Here is an 18,279-nt window from a genome sequence, read left to right as displayed (position 1 = left end):
TGAGATGTGACAGCTCAAGAGCAGACCGGGAGGGGCATCGGGCCCGAATACCTGCTGGCGGGGCGGTACCGACTCCGCTCCAAGATCGGCGACGGAGGGATGGGCGCCGTCTGGCTGGCCCGCGACACCCTCCTCAGCCGTGACGTCGCGGTGAAACAGGTCACAAGCACGGAAGGCCTCGACACCGAAACGGCCGAAGAGGTCCGTGAACGTACATTGCGCGAGGGCAGGAACGCCGCAAAGCTCACCCATCCCCACTCCATCGCCATGTACGACGTCGCGATCGAGTCCGGCGAACCCTGGCTGGTCATGGAGTACTTCCCGGCTCGCAGCCTCGCCCAGGCCATGAACCTGGCGGACACGTTGCCACCACTCGAAGTCGCGCAGATCGGCGCGCAGATCGCTGCGGCACTCACCGAAGCGCACGCCGCCGGCATCGTCCACCGCGACATCAAACCCGGCAACATCCTGATCGCCGACCGAGGCAAATCCCTCGGCACCGTCAAGATCAGCGACTTCGGCATCGCCCGCGCAAAGAGCGACGTGTCCGACACCCAGGACGAGGTCATCACCGGCACTCCCGCGTACTTCGCACCCGAAGTTGCCCGCGGCGACGACCCCACCGAGGCCAGCGACGTCTTCTCACTCGGGTCGACGCTCTACACGGTGATCGAGGGCCAACCGCCCTTCGGCATCGACTCGGACGCCATCGCCCTACTGCATCGTGTCGCCAAGGCCGAGATCTACCGACCCACCAAGTCTGGACCGCTCACCGATGTTCTCCTTCAGCTCCTCGAGCCGGACCCGACCCGTCGGCCGACGATGGCTCAGGCACGCGACGCGCTCGCCGCAGCCGCGACCGGCGGCGGCACGATCGATCAGTTGATCGACGCTCCCGTCTACTCGTCCGAGGGCGCCGTGCCGGCCTGGGCTCACCGCACCACACAACTCGCCGACCCACACCGCCGCAATCGCCTGACCGGCTCCACGGTCACCGGACTTCCTGCAGTGCAACAGAACACGCCACTGCGAAATGTTCCCAGTCCGATGGACATGTTCTCCTGGCCGCCGCGGATGCCGACCGGACCCGCCGATGCCAGCACCCGCGACAAGGTAGTCGCGTGGGCTCCCCTCGCCATGACCGGCATGGTCGCCGTCATCGTCTTGGCCGCACTGATCGTCGTCATCCTGGTGTTCACCGCCTGACTGGTGTTCACGGTCTGAGCACGAGCTTCACGCAGGCAGAATGTTTGCATTGAGGTGAAACACGTTGTCCGGGTCGTACTTCGCCTTGACTGCGGACAACCGCGCGTACTTCCCCGCGCCGTAGGAAGCTCGCACTCGGTCCTCGTCGACGTCGGTCATGAAGTTGACGTACCCGCCTTGGTTGGACGAGAACGGACGCAAGGCTTCCCAGGTCTCACGCACCCACGATCGATCCAATTCCAGCGTCCCGGCATCGGTGGCCGTCGCCGTCATATTGCACACGTAATGCGGTGTGCGAGAACCACCGAACGCTGTGTCGTCCTCGCCGACGGAAGTGAAAGCTCCCTGCAGCGGAAAGATCGGCATGAAGGACATCGGCGACGATTTCTTGCCCGCTTGTTCGGTCAGAACATCGATCACGTCGTCGGAGAAATCCACCAGGTCCAAAGCCTTCTCATAGGCGTACGCACCCCACGGTTCCGATTCGTCGAGCATCGACTGCAAGCCGACGTACGGGATCGGAGTGACGAACTCGAAAAGCGTCGGCAAGCCCTCTCGAATCGGCGCAATCGCGTTCGAGTGTTCTACTTCCGATCCGAAACCGGCTACCAGCAACGCGTATCCGGGCAGTAGGTGAAATTGATCCGGGACAAACGGCGCCGGCGGCGCGGACAAACTGACGGCAACCATCGCACCCGCATTTCTCGGCAGGGCAGGCACTACCTCGCGGCACAGACGAAGCGCTGCGGGTCCGTCCTCCATCCCCCAGAAGAACAGTCCCAGATGCACTTCCGGACCGATCTCGCTCAGACGGTACTCGAACTCGGTGACCACTCCGAAATTTCCGCCGCCACCGCGCAGTGCCCAGAACAAGTCGCTGTGATCGTTCTCGGAGGCTCGAACGATCGAACCGTCGGCGAGCACCACCTCTGCCGACACCAGATTGTCGATCGCCAGGCCGAGCGTGCGGGTCAACCACCCCATGCCACCACCGAGTGTCAGGCCACCGACGCCGGTATCACTGATCACTCCGCCGGTCACCGCCAACCCGTGTTCCTGCGTCGCCTTGTCGAGGTCGGCGATCGTCGCACCACCACCGACCCTGGCTCGCTTCGCTGACGGGGCGACGCTGACTACGTTGATCGCACTGAGATCGATCATCACTCCGCCTTCACACACCGATGTGCCTCGGTAGGAATGCCCGCCACCTCTGACCGAAACCTCCAACGAATGGGCTCTGGCAAATGCAAGTGCCACAGCCACATCCGACGCCGACCGGCACCTGGCGATCACCGCCGGACGGTGATCGATCTGCCCGTTCCAGATCGATCTGGCGTCGTCGTACTCCGGATCTCGGGGGCCGAACACAGAACCTGTGATCGCCGATTTCAGTGGCGCGAACTCGACCGTCGTCATCACGCACCTCCCCCATCGGGCGTCGCGGTGACCAGCAGGTACTCCCACTCCATCGCGAACGGTTCGCTTCCGCTGCCGTACCTTTCCGCCAACTCGAGCAGATCGCGGTCCAGCGCCTGCGTTCGGTCGGGATCGCCGGCGATGTTCCGGTACACCGCGATGGTCGGCCCGTAATTCTTCTTGAAGAAATCACGGAACTCTTCCGGCCCGCTGAATGTGTCCACACGAAGTACGTCTTTCCTCGAGGCCACATCGCCGAGCAGATCACGAACATGGTTCTCATCGCCCCACAAAGGCGCCGGCTGCGAACCAGGAGGCGGCGGCGGTGCGTACGGCTTCATCGTTTTGAACATCTCGCCGATGAATCCCGTCGGAGTCCAACTCAGCACTCCGATCTTTCCGCCGGGTCGGCATACTCGCACAAGTTCGTCCGCGGCGCGCTGATGATGCGGTGCGAACATCACACCGACGCACGAAAGCACCACGTCGAACTCGTTGTCGCCGAAAGGAAGAGCCTCGGCATCGGCCTCCTGCCAGTCCAATTCGACTCCGGCGAGGGAAGCGGCCTCCTTACCCGCTACGAACAATTCGGGAGCCAGGTCAGTGGCGATCACCTGCGCACCCAGCGCGGCCGCCGGAATGGCGGCATTGCCGGACCCCGCCGCGACGTCCAGCACGCGGTCACCCTTCTGCACACCGCACTCGCCGACCAGTACCGGCCCGAGTTCCGCAATGACCTGCGTGGCCACCGCCGGATAGTTACCGAGACCCCACATGGCCCGATGCTTGGCCTTCAGCTCACGATCCAGCCCGAGCGTTTCCGTCGATTCACTCATTACCGTTCTCCTTCAATATTTTTGGTACTCGGAGCCCAACAACCTCGGAGCCCGACAACATTCATGCCGTTACTTCGACGCTACGACGACGGTTCACTCCTCTCCAGTACGAAATCTGTACCGGAGCACTCCAGAGGCCTACGATCGAGTGATGGGGTCCTCGTACCACCAGTTCTGCCCCGTCGCCAAGGCGATGGAGCTACTCGACGAGCGGTGGACGCTGCTTCTCCTGCGCGAACTGATGATGGGAAGCGACCATTTCAACGATCTCCGACGCGGACTTCCGCGAATGTCACCGACTCTGCTCTCCACGCGGCTCCACCAACTCGCGATCGCCGGCATCGTGGAGCGAGAAGAAACCGACTGCGTCGTCAGTTACCGATTGACCGACGCGGGCCGAGAACTGCGCCCTGTGGTCGAAGCTCTCGGAATCTGGGGTACCAGGTGGATCGGCGAGCTGGGCGATGAAGACCTGGATCCGAAACTGCTGCTGTGGGACATGCATCGACGCGTGGATCACTCCGTGGTTCCCGACGGAAAGACCGTGGTGCACTTCGTTTTCTCCGGCGTGCGTGAACATTCGCGAAACTGGTGGCTCGTCATCAATTCCGGGGAGGTGGACATGTGCGATATCGATCCGGGTTTCGACGTTGCGGTGTCGGTCTCTGCGGGCTTGCGACCGATGACCGAGATCTGGCGCGGTAACCTGACCTGGTCGGACGCCATACGGTCAGGTGACGTCACCATTTCGGGGCCTACGGCGTTGCGTCGTAGCTTGCCTTCGTGGTTCGAACTGTCGACTTTCGCATCGATCCCGCGCCCCGCGTAAAGCGCGCTCACCAGCCCCGTTCCGTCCTGTTACAGAGCTGTTTCAGACCGTGACACCGTCGACGAACGGCGACCACCTGACGGTGACACTGACCGAGCAGTCTCTGTTGTATGCCCAGCCACCGCGGAATAATCCGCCTCGCCGCACTCGGTGCAGTCGCACTGGGTGCGCTCACGCTCAGCGCATGCTCGTACACAGAAGAAGCAAAGCCCAAGAGTGGTAATTACCTTGCCACTCAGCCTGATTCAGGACCAGCAGGCGGCGAGATCGAGGACGGCATCAGCGTGCAGGATACCCATGTACCTGCACTGGCCCGTCTCGATTCCGCCCTTCTCGCGGCGCTGCAGTCGGCAGCGGCCGACGCACAGGCCTCCGGAGTGAACATGCACGTCACCTCGGGTTGGCGGTCCGCCGCATACCAACAGCGACTGTTCGACGAAGCCGTCGTCAAGTACGGCAGCATGAACGAAGCGTCCAAATGGGTGCACTCCCCGAGTCTGTCGAAGCATGTCAGCGGACAAGCCGTCGACATCGGACCGACCGATGCCGACGACTGGCTCATCCAGCACGGCAATGATTACGGCCTCTGTCAGACCTATGCCAACGAGATGTGGCATTTCGAATTGGCAACCACTCCCGGCGGGGAATGCCCGCCCCAACTGAGCAACCCTTCGGACGAGAGAGCGGAAGGCTGATCATGACACGAGTCAAACCCGCGAGACTGATTGCCGCACTGGCACTCCTGATCCTCGGAGTCGTCGAATTCGAACTGGCCGTCAACACGACTGGTGGTCAGATCGTCGACCAACAACTCATGGTGGGCGCGGCCACCTCCGAAGGACTCAGTGTGTTCTCCACCGAGTTCATCGGCCTCGTCACTCCGATACTGATAGTGGGAGGAGTGCTCGTGGCACTCATGATCACATTGCGCAACAACCCGATTGCGCTGGCCCTACGCGTCGTCGTCGTGACCCTCGGTCCCATCACGACGGCCTGGGTTCTCAAACAATCGTTGGATCGACCGGACCTGAACGGCCTGGTGATGCACAATTCCTTCCCCAGCGGCACGCTGACGGCCATCGCTGCTCTGGTCTGCGCGATCGTGCTCGTCACACCCTCGAGGTGGCGGGCAGTCGTTGCAGTCAACGGCGCGCTGATCACCATCGGGACCGCGATCTCGGTAGTCGTGTTGCAATGGCACCGGCCGAGTGACGTGATCGGTGCGCTACTGCTCGTCGGCTGCTACACCCTCGCCGTGTCGGCATTTCCGTTGAACACCAGCGTCGCACGGCACGCAGTACTGGCGGACTCAGGCAACGAGCGGCTCTCGAAAGTGTGACCCCTGTACCCTTGGCTGACCGAGATTCCTCCGACCGCAGAAGGCCCCTGATCATGGCGAGTCCAAGGTGAGCGCATGGTGAGCATTCTTTTCATAGAAGACGATCCAGCGGTAGCCGAGGCAATCACGTTGGGACTGAACCGACTCGGGCACAACGTCAGCCATCGGCCCGACGGTAACGGCGATTTCGACGACGTCCTCGGCTCCACCGACCTCGTCCTACTCGACCTCGGACTGCCAGGAGCCGACGGTTACGAGATCTGTCGACGCATCCGTACGCGCAGTTCGATCCCGATCATCATCTTGACCGCCAGATCCGACGACATCGACACTGTTGCCGGCCTCGAGGCCGGTGCCGACGACTACGTCGTCAAACCGGCCAGTCCGCGTGTCCTCGATGCTCGGATCAAAGCCGTCGTGCGGCGCTCGGCCCCCGCAACATCGCGTTCAGATGTGGCGCCGGGCGCAGAGAAGTTCGGCGACCTGGAATTGGATCGGTCGTCATTGCAGGTACGCAAAGCCGGGACGCTGCTGACCCTGACTCCGACCGAACTCCGACTGATACTGGCGCTGACCGAAAACCCCGGACAGGTTCTCAGCCGCAGGCAATTGTTGTCCGCAGCCTGGGACCAGGAATACCTGGGCGACTCACGAATCGTCGATGCAGCAGTGCAGCGGCTGCGCGGAAAGATCGAGGACGACCCAGCCACACCGACCGTGATCGAAACGGTGCGCGGGTTCGGGTATCGCTTCAACACCAGCCCGGCCCGATGAGACCGACCTGGCTTCGGGTCGACGGTCTTCGGACCAGGCTCGTGCTCGTGTTCATCGCAATCGTCGTGATCATCGCCGGGGCAACCGCAGGCGTCGTCTCGTTCATGGCGCGGTCGTGGATCTATTCCAACGCTCAGGACGTGGCAACGGCACAATTTCGCGACGAACTGCAGTACAGCAACGGACCGCCGGTAGACGGGCTGACACCTGACACCCTCGGACAGATCTTCCAGTCCGACATGACTCTGATCGTCGACGGCGAAGTCATTCGTCAAGGATCAGTGGATGCGGCAACGATCCCACCCAGCTTCGAAGAGGGTTTGGACAGTCCCAAACTGATCCGCTTCGAGAGACTCGACTCCCAGCGCATCATGTTGGGAATGTCGGTCAATGTCGTGGACATGACTGCAGACGACGGCTACGACAACGAGACACTGGTCAAAGCCGTCACCATCCGGCCGCTGGTAGGGGTGCAGGACAAGTTCGACGACCTGCTTCGAGCTGTCGGTCTCACCCTCGCGGCGGGTGTGCTGGTGAGCGGTCTGCTCGGACTCTGGATCGCGTCGACGCTGGTCCGTCCACTCAAACGCCTGGACGAGGCCGCCGCCCGCGCCGCCGACGGCGACCTGAGCGTCCGGCTCCCCGAAGACGGAGTAGCCGAGCTTGCGCAGGTCACAACAACTTTCAACAACATGGTCGCTCGCAACGAAGCGGTCATCCGAGGTCTGGAAGAATCGGAAGAGCAGTCGAGAAGATTTGTCGCCGACGTCTCCCACGAGCTTCGAACGCCGCTGGCGGCATTGGTTCCGGTCAGCGAAATCCTCCGCGAAGAGATCCCCAATCTTCCGCCGGACGCCGCCGCTGCAGCGCGCATCGTGAGCAGTGAGATCGGCAAGCTCACTCGACTTGTCGAAGATCTGATCGAAATGTCGCGCCACGACTCACAACAGGCGCGTCTCGTCCTCGACGACGTCGACCTCGTCGAATTGACCGAGCGCACACTCGAGAGCCGAGGTTGGACAGAAACCGTCGAACTCCGTGCACCCGAAAGCGTCAGCGCCAGAGTGGATTCACGTCGAATCGACATAGTCGTCGCCAACCTCGTCGGCAACGCGCTGCGCCACGGAGCGCCTCCGGTTCGCGTCGAGTTGAGCGCAGAACCCGGTTTCTCCGTCATCACCGTCGTCGACCACGGCCCCGGCATCTCACCCGAAGACCGGCAGGCGATTTTTCGGCGGTTCTACAAGGTCGACACCGCGCGCGGACGCAGCGAGGGCAGCGGACTCGGGCTCTCCCTCGCCGTCGAAAACGTGCACTTGCACGGCGGCACCATCGGCGTCGACCAGGTGGACGGGCGCACGATCTTCACGGTTCGCCTGCCCCATCGCTGACCCCTTCCCGAGCGAACGTACCTTTCGGCGCACCCAAGGCGATCGTCGTACCGTTCGCTCGAAAAGGGGTGGGCACTTCTCACCCTAGGCCGCCCACGTTTGACCAAATAATGGGATTCTGGTTTCAACATGTGAAACTACGCGAGTAGCGTCGGCATCGTCGAACAGCGTAGAAATCGGAGGGCACCATGACGCAGGCGTCGCGGTTGGAAAAGACGGCCGTCTCCCCGAAGGCGTGGACGATGCTCGGAATCGGCGTCGCAGCCCAGGCCGCAGGCACCGTCTTCGTCAGCACCCCCGCCTTTTTGATCCCGCTGCTGCATTCCGAGCACGGTCTCTCGTTGACTCAAGCCGGAACCCTGGCCGCTGCACCCACTTTCGGCATGGTTCTCACCTTGGTGGCGTGGGGAGCGATGGCCGACAGATTCGGTGAGAAATGGGTCATCTCCATCGGGCTCGCGCTGACGGCGATCGCCGCGCTCGCCGCGACCACCACCGACAACTACGCCCTCCTCGGGATCGCATTTCTACTGGGCGGAATGGCTGCGGCGAGCACCAACGCCGCCAGTGGGCGTGTTGTGGTCGGCTGGTTTCCCAAGGATCGGCGCGGCCTTGCGATGGGCATCAGGCAGATGTCACAGCCACTGGGCGTGACCATTGCGTCGTTGACCATCCCGACTCTCGCCGCGAACGTAGGAATCGGCTCGGCCGTCGGACTGTCGGTGGCGCTCAACGGCGTCCTCGCCCTGATCTGTGCCGTCGCATTGGTCAATCCCCCGCGCCCGGCGGCACGGTCCACAGATATCCCGGTCGAGACGATCAACCCTTATCGCTCGAACTGGTTCCTCTGGCGCATTCACGTCGTCTCGGCACTGCTGGTATTTCCGCAGTTCACCCTCTCGACGTTCGGTCTGGTCTGGCTGATCAGCGAGCAAGGCTGGGATGCGGCGCCCGCTGGACTCCTGATCGGGATCTCCCAGTTCGTGGGTGCGCTCGGCCGCATCGTCGTCGGCATCTGGAGTGATCGCGCCGGAAGCAGAGTAGGCCCGCTGAGGTTGGTTGCCGTCTCCGCATCCGCGGTCATGTTGGCAATGGCAGCAGCCGGCGCAGCGCCTTGGGGCGTTCCGGCCCTGATCCTGCTGCTGGCAACCACCGTCAGCGTCGCCGACAACGGTTTGGCGTTCACATCCGTCGCCGAAGCGGCCGGGCCGAAATGGCAAGGAAAAGCGTTGGGCGCACAGAACACCGGCCAGTTCATTGCCGCGTCAGCAGTGGGCCCGGTGGTCGGTGCGCTGATCGGCGCGGTCGGCTACCCGCTCGCTTTCGCGATAGTCGCGGCATTTCCAGCCGCGGCAATCCCCTTGGTGCCCAGCCGAGATCGCGACATCAGCGTCTAGTCCCTCATCGGATTCGGTTGCACTGCAGGTCCCGTCAGATCACAATGCGGCTTGCACGCAACCGAATCCGATTCCTGAACAGGCTCGACAGTCGGAGTACGGATCAGCGTCGCGGCGATGGCCGCACCGATCAACAGCAGCGCCACACAGATGTACATCGCATACCGGAAACCGTCGGAGAAACTCGACGGATCGACCAGGCTCTCGGCATCGATACCCACCAGGGCAGGCAAGGCCGCAACCGCAAGAAGCTGGCTCGTGCGAGCAACGGCATTGTTCACACCTGACGCGATCCCGGACTGCTCCACCGGCACCGAGCCGAGCACGGCCGCAGTCAACGGCGCCCCCATCACCGCCAGGCCGAGCCCGAAGACCAGAACTCCCGGCAGCACGACGGTCAGGTACGACGCATCCGGGCCGATCCGCGTCATCAACACCAACCCCACCGCGGCCACGGCGGGCCCGACCGTCATCGGCAATCGCGGTCCGTGCGTCTGCGCGTAACTGCCCGCGCGCGAAGACAACAGCAACAATGCCAAGGTGATCGGTACCGTTGCGACGCCGGCAGCCACCGGTGAGTACCCCGCGACCAACTGCAATTGCAGCACGAGCAGGAAGAACACACCGCCAAGAGCCGCATAGACCGCAAGAGTCACCAGATTGGCCGCGACGAACATCCGCGAACGAAACAGGGACGGCGGCACCAACGCACTCGGCGATCGACGTTCCACCACAACGAACAGGCACAGCGCGAGCACCCCGACCAGCCCGACTATCGGGTTGACTTCGATCAGCCCGTACGTCAGCGCCCCGAGACCGACTACTGCGCAGGCAGATCCGACCACGTCCAGGTGCTCGGGCGGATGCGGATCGCGGCTCTCGGGCACGTGGCGCACCGCTGCCCACACCACGACGATCGCCAACGGAATGTTGAGCAGGAACACCGATCGCCATCCCGCCACTTCCACCAGCCAACCACCGAACAGCGGACCGATAGCGCCGGCGACACCACCCAAGCCCGACCACAAGCCGATCGCCGCACCGCGGTCCTCCTCGCGAAGTGACGCGGAAATGATGGCAAGGCTGCCAGGCGTCAAGAGCGCAGCTCCCACTCCCTGCAGGATCCGCGCAATCACCAGAAATGTGATGTCAGGTGCAATTCCGCACAGCAACGACGCGACCGCGAACCAGACCGTCCCCCACACGAATACCCGCCGCCGACCCCAACGATCGCCGAGAGCTCCGCCGAGCAGTATCAGCGACGCCAATGCCAAGGTGTATCCGCTGAGAGTCCACTGCAGCCCGGCGACACCGGAATTCAAGTCCTCGCCGATGTGCGGCAGAGCAATGTTGACGACGGTGCCGTCGAGGAGAGCCATGCTCGAGCCGAGAACGGTGGCGGCGACAACCCAACGCCCACGTCTCGACGCGAGCGCCAGTGGTTCCGTCATCGGTCCATGGTGCGCCTTCACTCGCAATCGCGAAAGGGTGCGCGGAAATTCAGTCGATCTGTCGGCGATGTGCCCAACGTGTCAGCGCATTGCGATTGGACTGCTGAGTCTTTCGCAGAACGTTCGATGCGTGAGTCTCGACCGTCTTCACGGAAATCACCAGGTCCTCGGCAATTTCACGGTAGGTGTACCCACGTGCCAGCAATCTGAGCACTTCGAGTTCCCGCGGAGTAAGAGAATCGAGTTCCGGATCGAGTTGTGGCTCGGGTGCATTGGAGCGTCCGGTGAAGGAGTCCAACACGAAACCTGCCAGGCGCGGCCCGAACACCGCGTCACCACCGGCAACGCGTCGTACGCCCTCGGCAAGTTCGGATCCCGAGATCGTCTTGGTCACGTACCCGCGCGCACCGCCGCGGATCACCGCGATCACGTCTTCGGCGGCATCGGAAACGCTGAGCGCCAGGCACACCGGGCCGGAATCGATTCCGCGCAGAACTGCCACTCCACCACCGTCGGGCATGTGGACATCGAGCAGAACGACATGCGGCTTCGTCGAGTTGATACCGGCGATTGCCTCCGCGACGCCGCCGGCCTCACCGACGACATCCATATCCGTCTCGCGCGAGAGCTCGGCCCTCACCCCGGAGCGGAACACTGCATGATCGTCGACAAGAAATACGCGGTACGGGGGCGGCGCAAGCGAAGTCACTGGGGCTGTTCCTCGGGGTTGTCGACACGGTCAGCAGTCTGGTCCCACTTTAGAGCAGAGTCACCGAGCGGCATGTGCACGCGGATTTCGGTGCCCTTTCCGATGTCGGATCGAACCACGACGCGGCCACCGCGCCGCTCGATTCGACCACGAATCGACTTGGCCAGCCCCTGGCGATCCTCCGGCACCGCGTCGACGTCGAATCCGACGCCGCGATCACGAACGAACACACTGACCTGATCACCCTCGACCTCGGCGAACAGATTGATTTCCTTCTCCCCCGAGTGCTTTGCCGAGTTCACGAGAGCTTCACGCGTCGCACCGAGGAGCGCGGTGAACGCTTCCTTGGGCAGGCCGTTCTCGACGCCTTCGCCTTCGAGTTGTACGTCGCCGACAGTGACGGGACGGACCGTGACACCGTGCTGGTCTTCCACTTCACCGGCGATGATCTTCAGGCCTTCCGTCAGGCTCGTGTGGTCGATGTCGCCGCCGCTGAACAACCACTTGCGCAGCTCGCGTTCCTGACCGCGGGCCAGGCGCGCCACCTCTTGTGGGTTGTCGGACTGCTTCTGAATCAGAGCCAACGTCTGAAGGACGGAGTCGTGTAGATGCGACGCAATCTCTTCACGTTCGTCGTTGCGAATTCGGGCCGCACGCTCGGCGCCGAGAGCACGCCACATCCGCAGCCACAGCGGCACCGTCAACAAACCGACACCGATCAGCGTCACGACCACCGCCAAGAGAGACGAGCGCAGTGCTTCGAGGTCGACCTGAGCAAGGACGACAACGCCAAGACCCAAGATGATCAAGGTGGCTCCCCCGACCACCCGCGCCCACGTCAGAACGGTAGGCCGCTGCGGCAAGCCGATGACAGTACGGGGACCGTCGGAGTCGAACTCGCGCCACACCAAGGCGGCACCGATCGCGACGACGAAGAACGGCGCGAGCACCGAACCCGCCGTGCCGCTGAACAACCAGGACAACGCGGCTGCGCCGCCCAATCCGAGTGCGATCAAGCCGTACGCCCGCTGCCGCTCGGCCGCGGACGGCTTCTGCGTGTCCGTGCCGGCGGAGGTGAAGATCCACAAGGCGCCGTAAATGACGATGCCGGATCCGGCCATCGCCGCAAGAATCGTGAAGGCGACGCGCACTTTCAGGACGTCGATACCGAGATGATCGGCGATACCGCCCGCAACTCCGGCGACGATGCGACCGCCGGAGCGCCGCTCCAGCTTTCGCAGTGGCACGGCACCCGGAATGGGCACGCCCTTCTTCATGGGTACGGGATGCACCGGTACCCCGTTGACGGGCGGGCCTCCCGCAAACCCGGGAGCGGGACCGCTCACGAACGGCGGATCTGACAGATATTGCACATAGTCGATACTGGCACGAACCACGCGGACACACATCAGGGTCCAACCCTGAATCAGGCCGCCACACTCACCCGCGATCACCACAAAGATCAGGGTTGGCCCTGATGCGCGGAGGCTGCCTCGGAAGCCAGGATTGATTCATGAACAATCCGACTTTCCAAGAACAGATCCAGGATCTGTGGCGGACCCGCCCCGTGCGTCTGCCGGCACAAGGTCACGTGGCTGGGGTATGCGCCGGAATCGGATACCGGTACGGCATCGACCCCGTTCTCGTACGCGTGGCGTTTGTCGCGTCCACCATTTTCGGTGGCTCAGGCATCCTTCTCTACCTCGCCGGCTGGTTGGTACTTGCCCGTGCCGGTGACGGATCGTCCCCCGCGCAGTCGTTGATGGGCCGCGGACACAGTTCCGATTCCAGTACCAAGACCATCGTCTTGCTGGTGGCCCTCGCCATCGCGGCTACGACTGTCGGCCCCGTCGGCGTCGGTCTGGGCGGTTCCGGACTGATCGGGCTGATCCTGATGGTCGGTGGCCTGTGGCTGCTCTACCAACGAGCGCCCATCCCGCCCGCACTGCCGCAGAACACGTCGCCTTATGTCGGCGCAGGTACCGCGTATCCAGGCACCGGATTCACGCCTGGGCCGTTCACCCCCGGATACTTCGCGCCCAATCAGCCTCCCGTGTACACGCCGTACACCAAACTCCCCGACAGTTATGTGCCCGAGGAACGACCGGCCGACCAGCCGCAGCAGTCACCACAATCTCAGGCCGCTCATCCGACGATCAACCTTGCGAAGGACCCGAGCGCTTCGGTCAGCACCAATCCGACCGAGGTGATCGGTGAGGCCGCCATCACGCCGCCGTCCTGGGATCCGCTCGGTGTCGCTCCGTTCGCCTGGGATCTTCCGGATCCGGCAGCCAAGGCCACACCGCTGCTCCCGTTGCCGCCACGTAAGCGTCGCTCGCGTTGGACGCTGACGGTCCTCGGACTCGCAATCATCGTCGCCGCCGTCACCGGGGCAGCGGGCGCCGCAACCGGCAACGAGTGGTTCACTCCCGGCCGAGTCGGTGCAGTCGGACTCGCCGTCATCGCACTCGGCCTGATCCTCGGGGCATTCTTCCGCAAGGGGTACGGCCTGCTGGTCGTCACCGGACCACTCGTGGGTTTCGTGCTTCTCGCCTCGCTGGTCTACCCGATCGAGTTCGACGCCTCGGGTGAGCAAAGATGGACTCCGGCAACAGCTTCCGAGCTGGAGCCGTCGTATTCAGGAGCCTTCGGAAGCTTCACTCTCGACCTCAACGGGGTCAAGTTCACCGAGGACAAGACCATCGACGTCGCGGCGTCGTTCGGCGAGTTCACCGTCATGGTGCCACCAACCGTCAACGTCAAGAACAGCTGCACCGTCGTCATGGGTGACGGATCAGGTTGCCTCGACGGCGGAATACACCCGGGCCGTGATGTGACACCGGACTCTCCCACCCTGACCATCAACGCCAAAGCCACGTTCGGCAGCCTGAAGGTGACGCAATCATGAGCGAGTACGACGAGACTACAGACCAGGACGAGACCCGAGAATCCAAGCGCCCCTCGGCACTTCTGCTGATCGCAGGACTGGCCGCACTACTGGTCAGCGTGTGGGCGTTGGTCGGGCCGTTCTCTCTGGCGCCGGCAGCGAACATTCAATTCCGTTGGCTGTTCGTCGGTGCCGCCGTCGTGGCAGGACTACTGCTGGTGATTCTGCCGAATCGGCGCAACCGCAAGTAAAACTACTGTGCGCCTTTATTAACCGCGGGGGGTTAATAAAGGCGCACAGTTGTTTTTATTCCCACTCAATAGTTCCCGGCGGCTTGCTCGTCACGTCGAGGACTACGCGGTTCACGTCCGCAACCTCGTTGGTGATTCGAGTCGAGATGCGCTCGAGGGTCTCGTACGGCAGACGCGTCCAGTCCGCGGTCATCGCGTCTTCACTCGAGACCGGACGCAGCACGATCGGATGACCGTACGTCCGGCCGTCACCCTGCACGCCCACGCTTCGGACGTCGGCAAGGAGAACCACCGGGCACTGCCAAATCGTTCCGTCCAAACCTGCAGACGTAAGCTCTTCGCGCGCAATGGAATCTGCATGACGCAGGATCTCGAGGCGATCACGGGTGACCTCACCGATGATGCGGATACCGAGTCCGGGACCGGGGAACGGCTGGCGGCCGACGATCTCTTCCGGCAGGCCGAGTTCGCGGCCCACTGCACGGACCTCGTCCTTGAACAGCAGACGCAGCGGTTCGACCAACTTGAACTGCAGATCTTCCGGCAGCCCGCCGACATTGTGATGGCTCTTGATGTTTGCAGTTCCCGTGCCGCCGCCGGACTCCACGACATCCGGGTACAGGGTGCCCTGCACGAGGAAGTCGACGGTTGCACCGTGAGATGCGTTCTCGCCCAGAACATCACTGACTGCGCCTTCGAAGCTGCGGATGAACTCGCGGCCGATGATCTTGCGCTTGGTCTCGGGATCGGTGACTCCAGCCAACTCACCGATGAAGGTGTCCGCGGCATCCACCGTGATCAGACGAGCGCCGGTTGCCGCGACGAAGTCCTGCTCGACCTGCGTGCGCTCACCGGCTCGCATCAAACCGTGATCGACGAAGACACACGTCAACCGGTCGCCGATTGCCCGCTGAACCAAAGCCGCAGCGACAGCCGAGTCGACACCACCGGACAGACCGCAGATGGCGTGTCCGTCGCCGACCTGCTCGCGAACCTGCTCGATCAGCGCATCGGCGATGTTGGACGCCGTCCACGCTGCCGGAATACCGGCGATCTCATGCAGGAAGCGGCTCAGAACCTGCTGACCGTGCGGGGAATGCAGAACCTCGGGGTGGTACTGCACGCCGGCGAGCTTGCGGGCGCGATCTTCGAACGCTGCGACGGGAGCGCCATCGCTGGTCGCGGTCACCTCGAAGCCGGACGGCGCTTCGGTGACGGCGTCACCGTGGCTCATCCACACCGGCTGCGTCGCGGGAAGTCCGTCGTGCAGCAACCCACCGGATACCGCGATGTCGGTACGACCGTATTCGCGGGTGCCGGTCTCCGCAACGGTGCCGCCGAGGGCGCCTGCCATTGCCTGGAATCCGTAGCAGATTCCGAAAACCGGGATGTCGTGATCAAAAAGTGCGGGATCGAGCTTGGGGGCACCGTCTGCGTAGACACTCGAGGGCCCACCCGAGAGCACAACAGCCAAGGGGTTCTTGGCCACGATCTCCTCGACGGTCGTGGTGTGCGGAATCACCTCCGAGTAGACCTTGGCTTCGCGAACTCGCCGTGCGATCAACTGCGCGTACTGCGCTCCGAAGTCGACGACAAGAACTGGTCTCTGCTGCTCGATATCTGCCACAGGTGCAGTCTAATCGCCGCAGCCAGCGCTTCTGCGCATGCATGGACTCAGCCCGCTCCTCGGCAGAGTGAGCGCGAGGTACGTCACTACAAAGGCCGACCCTCCGGACTGCGCGGCGACCTCGGGGCGAACTAGACCACCGTCCAGGTCAACGATGCCCCAATCGCCAGCACCTTAGCTTCGGCAATCAAAACGGCGACATCATCGCAGGCCAGAGCCCGAAATGGACGGAGGGTGAATTTTCTGGACGTTTGACCGATTCGCCTGAACCAAACGTCCAGTAAAGGTAATCTCGCCCGTCAAGTGATCAGGATCACGATCGCAAACGGCCGGCGCCGCCGAACGGCGCTCACCTCGAGGAGGACCTGTGCGTCGATTCATACGACGACTCGCCATACCTGTCGCGGCTGTGACGGCTGCCGCCGGACTTCTAGTCCTCGGCACGCCGGCCACCGCTGACGAAGCCCCGCCGACCACCTTCACCGGCACGACCGACAATCTGATCTTCACGAAGAGTGTCATCGGGAACGCGGCAGTTCACCCGGGTGACACCGTCACGTACAAGACCGAGATCAAGCACAACGAAAGCGGCATCGAACGGTCGATCGCAAAGATCCGTGACATCCCGCCCGCAGGATTCGTCCTCGTGCCGGGCAGCGCCAAGGCCACCTACCTGGGTGTGACCAACCGGGCGACGATCAGCAACGAATCAGATGGCGGAGTCTCAGCGAAGTGCTCGAGCGGCTGCACCTTCCTTGTCGGTGGATTCGTCGTCAAGAAGAACCAACCTGTCACGCTCGAAGCGACCTACACGGTCCCTGTCGGCACAGCGTTCGGGACGTACGACAGCGGCATGCTCTTCGACGTCAACGCCTTCAGCACGCAGCAGGGCCTCAACCCGATCAACGTCAACGTCCAGGTCGTCGACCCGTCTGTCGCCACCGGAACCACTCTGGTTGCACCGGCAACGGCGAAGGTCGGCACGCCGGTCGACCTGACCGCGACGGTTGCGCCGTCCGACGCGAGCGGCACCGTCCAGTTCAAGGACGGCGGCAACGACATCGGCTCACCCGTCCCGGTCTCGGGCGGTAGCGCCACCCTCTCCCACACCTTCGACAGCGTCGGCGCCCACGACATCACCGCCGCGTACAACGCCGGTCCGGGATTCCACAGTTCGACCTCCGGAGTCCAGACCGTCGACGTCTCCGCGGACACCACCACCACGATCTCGGCTCCGAACGCCGCATTGGTCGGTGACAGCATCACCGTGAGCGCCGTCGTCACTCCGGCCAACGCCGTGGGCACGGTGCAGTTCAAGGACGGCGACACCAACCTCGGCGCACCGGTGGCCGTGGTCGACGGAACGGCTTCCCTGACCCGCAGCTACGACGCTTCCGGCACGCACAGCTTCACCGCAGTGTTCACCGGCGAGGCCGGCTACGGCGATTCAGTGTCCACCGCAACCCAACTCGACGTCAGCGATCCCGACTGGGGAACCACCACCACAGTTGTCGAACCGCTCACAGCAGTCGTCGGTGAACCGACCAACCTCTCGGCTACCGTCTCCCCCATCCCGAGCAGCGGAACCGTGACGTTCAAGGTCGACGGCGCCGAGGTCGGTACCGCACCCGTCGGCACGGGTGACGGCGTCGCGATCCTCCCGCACACCTTCGCATCAGCCGGTGCCGCAGCCGTGGTTGCCGAGTTCTCCGGCGGAACCGGATTCATCGGCTCCACGTCCACATCGTTCACGGTGAACGTCACCGATCCCGAGCCCGCCCGCGCGGACACCACGACAGTCCTGACTGTCAGCGGCTCCGCTCAGGTCGGAAAGGCATTGCAACTCAAGGCCACTGTTGCACCCGGAACAGCAAACGGAATGATCCAGTTCAAGTCCGGCACGACGCCCATCGGCGCACCCGTTGCCGTCGTCAACGGCGTCGCGACGCTCACGCACACCTTCGACGACGAGGGAACGTTCGGCCTCACTGCCAACTTCGTCGGCGACGCCGGCTGGAAGAACTCCGTCTCCGGCCCGACGGTCGTGCAGGTCGGCACCGCACCGACAGACGGCGGCGGCACCGGAAGCGTGGACACCGGTTCACTCAGTGGCCTCATCCCGCTCTTCGGAAGCTAGTCCCCCACATCAGCTTTGGACACCACTCC

Annotated in this window: 16 protein-coding genes; 10 read left to right on the top strand and 6 right to left on the bottom strand. The window is 63.4% G+C overall.

The window, feature by feature from the left end; translation table 11 throughout:
* Nucleotides 1-6 precede the first annotated feature (6 nt).
* Nucleotides 7-1,206 carry a serine/threonine-protein kinase gene (locus ABX74_RS08180; RefSeq protein ID WP_020906948.1) on the top strand — a complete coding sequence of 400 codons (1,200 nt, stop codon included), beginning with the start codon at nucleotides 7-9 and terminating at the stop codon, nucleotides 1,204-1,206.
* Nucleotides 1,207-1,233: 27 nt separating this feature from the next.
* On the opposite strand, the gene ABX74_RS08175 is transcribed toward ABX74_RS08180, so the two are convergent.
* Both ABX74_RS08175 and ABX74_RS08170 read right to left on the bottom strand, forming a co-directional pair.
* A complete protein-coding gene (locus tag ABX74_RS08175; RefSeq protein ID WP_019747606.1) occupies nucleotides 1,234-2,622 on the bottom strand; it encodes an FAD-binding oxidoreductase in 1,389 nt (462 codons plus the stop codon).
* Nucleotides 2,622-3,458, bottom strand: coding sequence for a class I SAM-dependent methyltransferase (locus ABX74_RS08170; RefSeq protein WP_047888586.1), 837 nt, complete (start codon nucleotides 3,456-3,458; stop codon nucleotides 2,622-2,624). Before ABX74_RS08170 ends, ABX74_RS08175 begins: the two co-directional genes overlap by 1 nt.
* Before the next feature lie 151 nt (nucleotides 3,459-3,609).
* Between ABX74_RS08170 and ABX74_RS08165 the strand changes: the two genes are divergently transcribed.
* The 6 genes from ABX74_RS08165 to ABX74_RS08140 all read left to right on the top strand — a co-directional run bounded on the left by ABX74_RS08165 (nucleotide 3,610) and on the right by ABX74_RS08140 (nucleotide 9,188).
* Complete coding sequence (locus tag ABX74_RS08165) at nucleotides 3,610-4,287, top strand: winged helix-turn-helix transcriptional regulator (RefSeq protein ID WP_019747604.1); 678 nt, start codon at nucleotides 3,610-3,612, stop codon at nucleotides 4,285-4,287.
* A 110-nt stretch (nucleotides 4,288-4,397) separates the two neighbouring features.
* Nucleotides 4,398-4,982 carry a M15 family metallopeptidase gene (locus tag ABX74_RS08160; RefSeq protein ID WP_020969077.1) on the top strand — a complete coding sequence of 195 codons (585 nt, stop codon included), beginning with the start codon at nucleotides 4,398-4,400 and terminating at the stop codon, nucleotides 4,980-4,982.
* A gap of 2 nt (nucleotides 4,983-4,984) precedes the next feature.
* A complete protein-coding gene (locus ABX74_RS08155; protein WP_019747602.1) occupies nucleotides 4,985-5,626 on the top strand; it encodes a phosphatase PAP2 family protein in 642 nt (213 codons plus the stop codon).
* A gap of 75 nt (nucleotides 5,627-5,701) precedes the next feature.
* The gene (locus ABX74_RS08150; RefSeq protein WP_020969076.1) at nucleotides 5,702-6,400 is read left to right on the top strand and encodes a response regulator transcription factor; all 699 of its coding nucleotides are present in this window, start codon (nucleotides 5,702-5,704) and stop codon (nucleotides 6,398-6,400) included.
* Entirely contained in the window at nucleotides 6,397-7,791 is a 1,395-nt protein-coding gene (locus ABX74_RS08145) for a sensor histidine kinase (RefSeq protein ID WP_047888585.1), read from the top strand. Before ABX74_RS08150 ends, ABX74_RS08145 begins: the two co-directional genes overlap by 4 nt.
* Nucleotides 7,792-7,979: 188 nt before the next feature.
* Complete coding sequence (locus tag ABX74_RS08140; RefSeq protein ID WP_029254937.1) at nucleotides 7,980-9,188, top strand: MFS transporter; 1,209 nt, start codon at nucleotides 7,980-7,982, stop codon at nucleotides 9,186-9,188.
* Here the strand turns inward: ABX74_RS08140 and ABX74_RS08135 are convergent.
* Genes ABX74_RS08135 through ABX74_RS08125 form a run of 3 tightly spaced genes read right to left on the bottom strand, consistent with a single transcriptional unit; the run spans nucleotide 9,185 to nucleotide 12,625 of the window.
* Nucleotides 9,185-10,639 carry an MFS transporter gene (locus ABX74_RS08135; protein ID WP_047888626.1) on the bottom strand — a complete coding sequence of 485 codons (1,455 nt, stop codon included), beginning with the start codon at nucleotides 10,637-10,639 and terminating at the stop codon, nucleotides 9,185-9,187. The two genes, ABX74_RS08140 and ABX74_RS08135, sit on opposite strands and share 4 nt — an antisense overlap.
* A gap of 49 nt (nucleotides 10,640-10,688) precedes the next feature.
* Nucleotides 10,689-11,348, bottom strand: coding sequence for a response regulator (locus ABX74_RS08130; RefSeq protein WP_020969075.1), 660 nt, complete (start codon nucleotides 11,346-11,348; stop codon nucleotides 10,689-10,691).
* Nucleotides 11,345-12,625, bottom strand: a complete 1,281-nt coding sequence (locus ABX74_RS08125) for an ATP-binding protein (protein ID WP_037134353.1) — start codon at nucleotides 12,623-12,625, stop codon at nucleotides 11,345-11,347. Before ABX74_RS08125 ends, ABX74_RS08130 begins: the two co-directional genes overlap by 4 nt.
* A gap of 236 nt (nucleotides 12,626-12,861) precedes the next feature.
* Between ABX74_RS08125 and ABX74_RS08120 the strand changes: the two genes are divergently transcribed.
* Nucleotides 12,862-14,256 carry a PspC domain-containing protein gene (locus ABX74_RS08120; protein WP_047888584.1) on the top strand — a complete coding sequence of 465 codons (1,395 nt, stop codon included), beginning with the start codon at nucleotides 12,862-12,864 and terminating at the stop codon, nucleotides 14,254-14,256.
* Entirely contained in the window at nucleotides 14,253-14,486 is a 234-nt protein-coding gene (locus tag ABX74_RS08115; protein WP_020906937.1) for a hypothetical protein, read from the top strand. Before ABX74_RS08120 ends, ABX74_RS08115 begins: the two co-directional genes overlap by 4 nt.
* Nucleotides 14,487-14,541: 55 nt before the next feature.
* On the opposite strand, the gene guaA is transcribed toward ABX74_RS08115, so the two are convergent.
* A complete protein-coding gene (gene guaA, locus ABX74_RS08110; protein WP_019747593.1) occupies nucleotides 14,542-16,113 on the bottom strand; it encodes a glutamine-hydrolyzing GMP synthase in 1,572 nt (523 codons plus the stop codon).
* 367 nt (nucleotides 16,114-16,480) lie between these two features.
* Between guaA and ABX74_RS08105 the strand changes: the two genes are divergently transcribed.
* Complete coding sequence (locus ABX74_RS08105; protein WP_047888583.1) at nucleotides 16,481-18,250, top strand: Ig-like domain-containing protein; 1,770 nt, start codon at nucleotides 16,481-16,483, stop codon at nucleotides 18,248-18,250.
* Nucleotides 18,251-18,279: the final 29 nt, after the last annotated feature.

Origin of the sequence: Rhodococcus sp. ARP2 (genome assembly GCF_001029585.1) — a bacterium.
Classification (GTDB): domain Bacteria; phylum Actinomycetota; class Actinomycetes; order Mycobacteriales; family Mycobacteriaceae; genus Rhodococcus_F; species Rhodococcus_F erythropolis.
The sequence above is the reverse complement of the archived record's forward strand: the minus strand, read 5'-3'. Positions and strand labels throughout refer to the sequence as shown.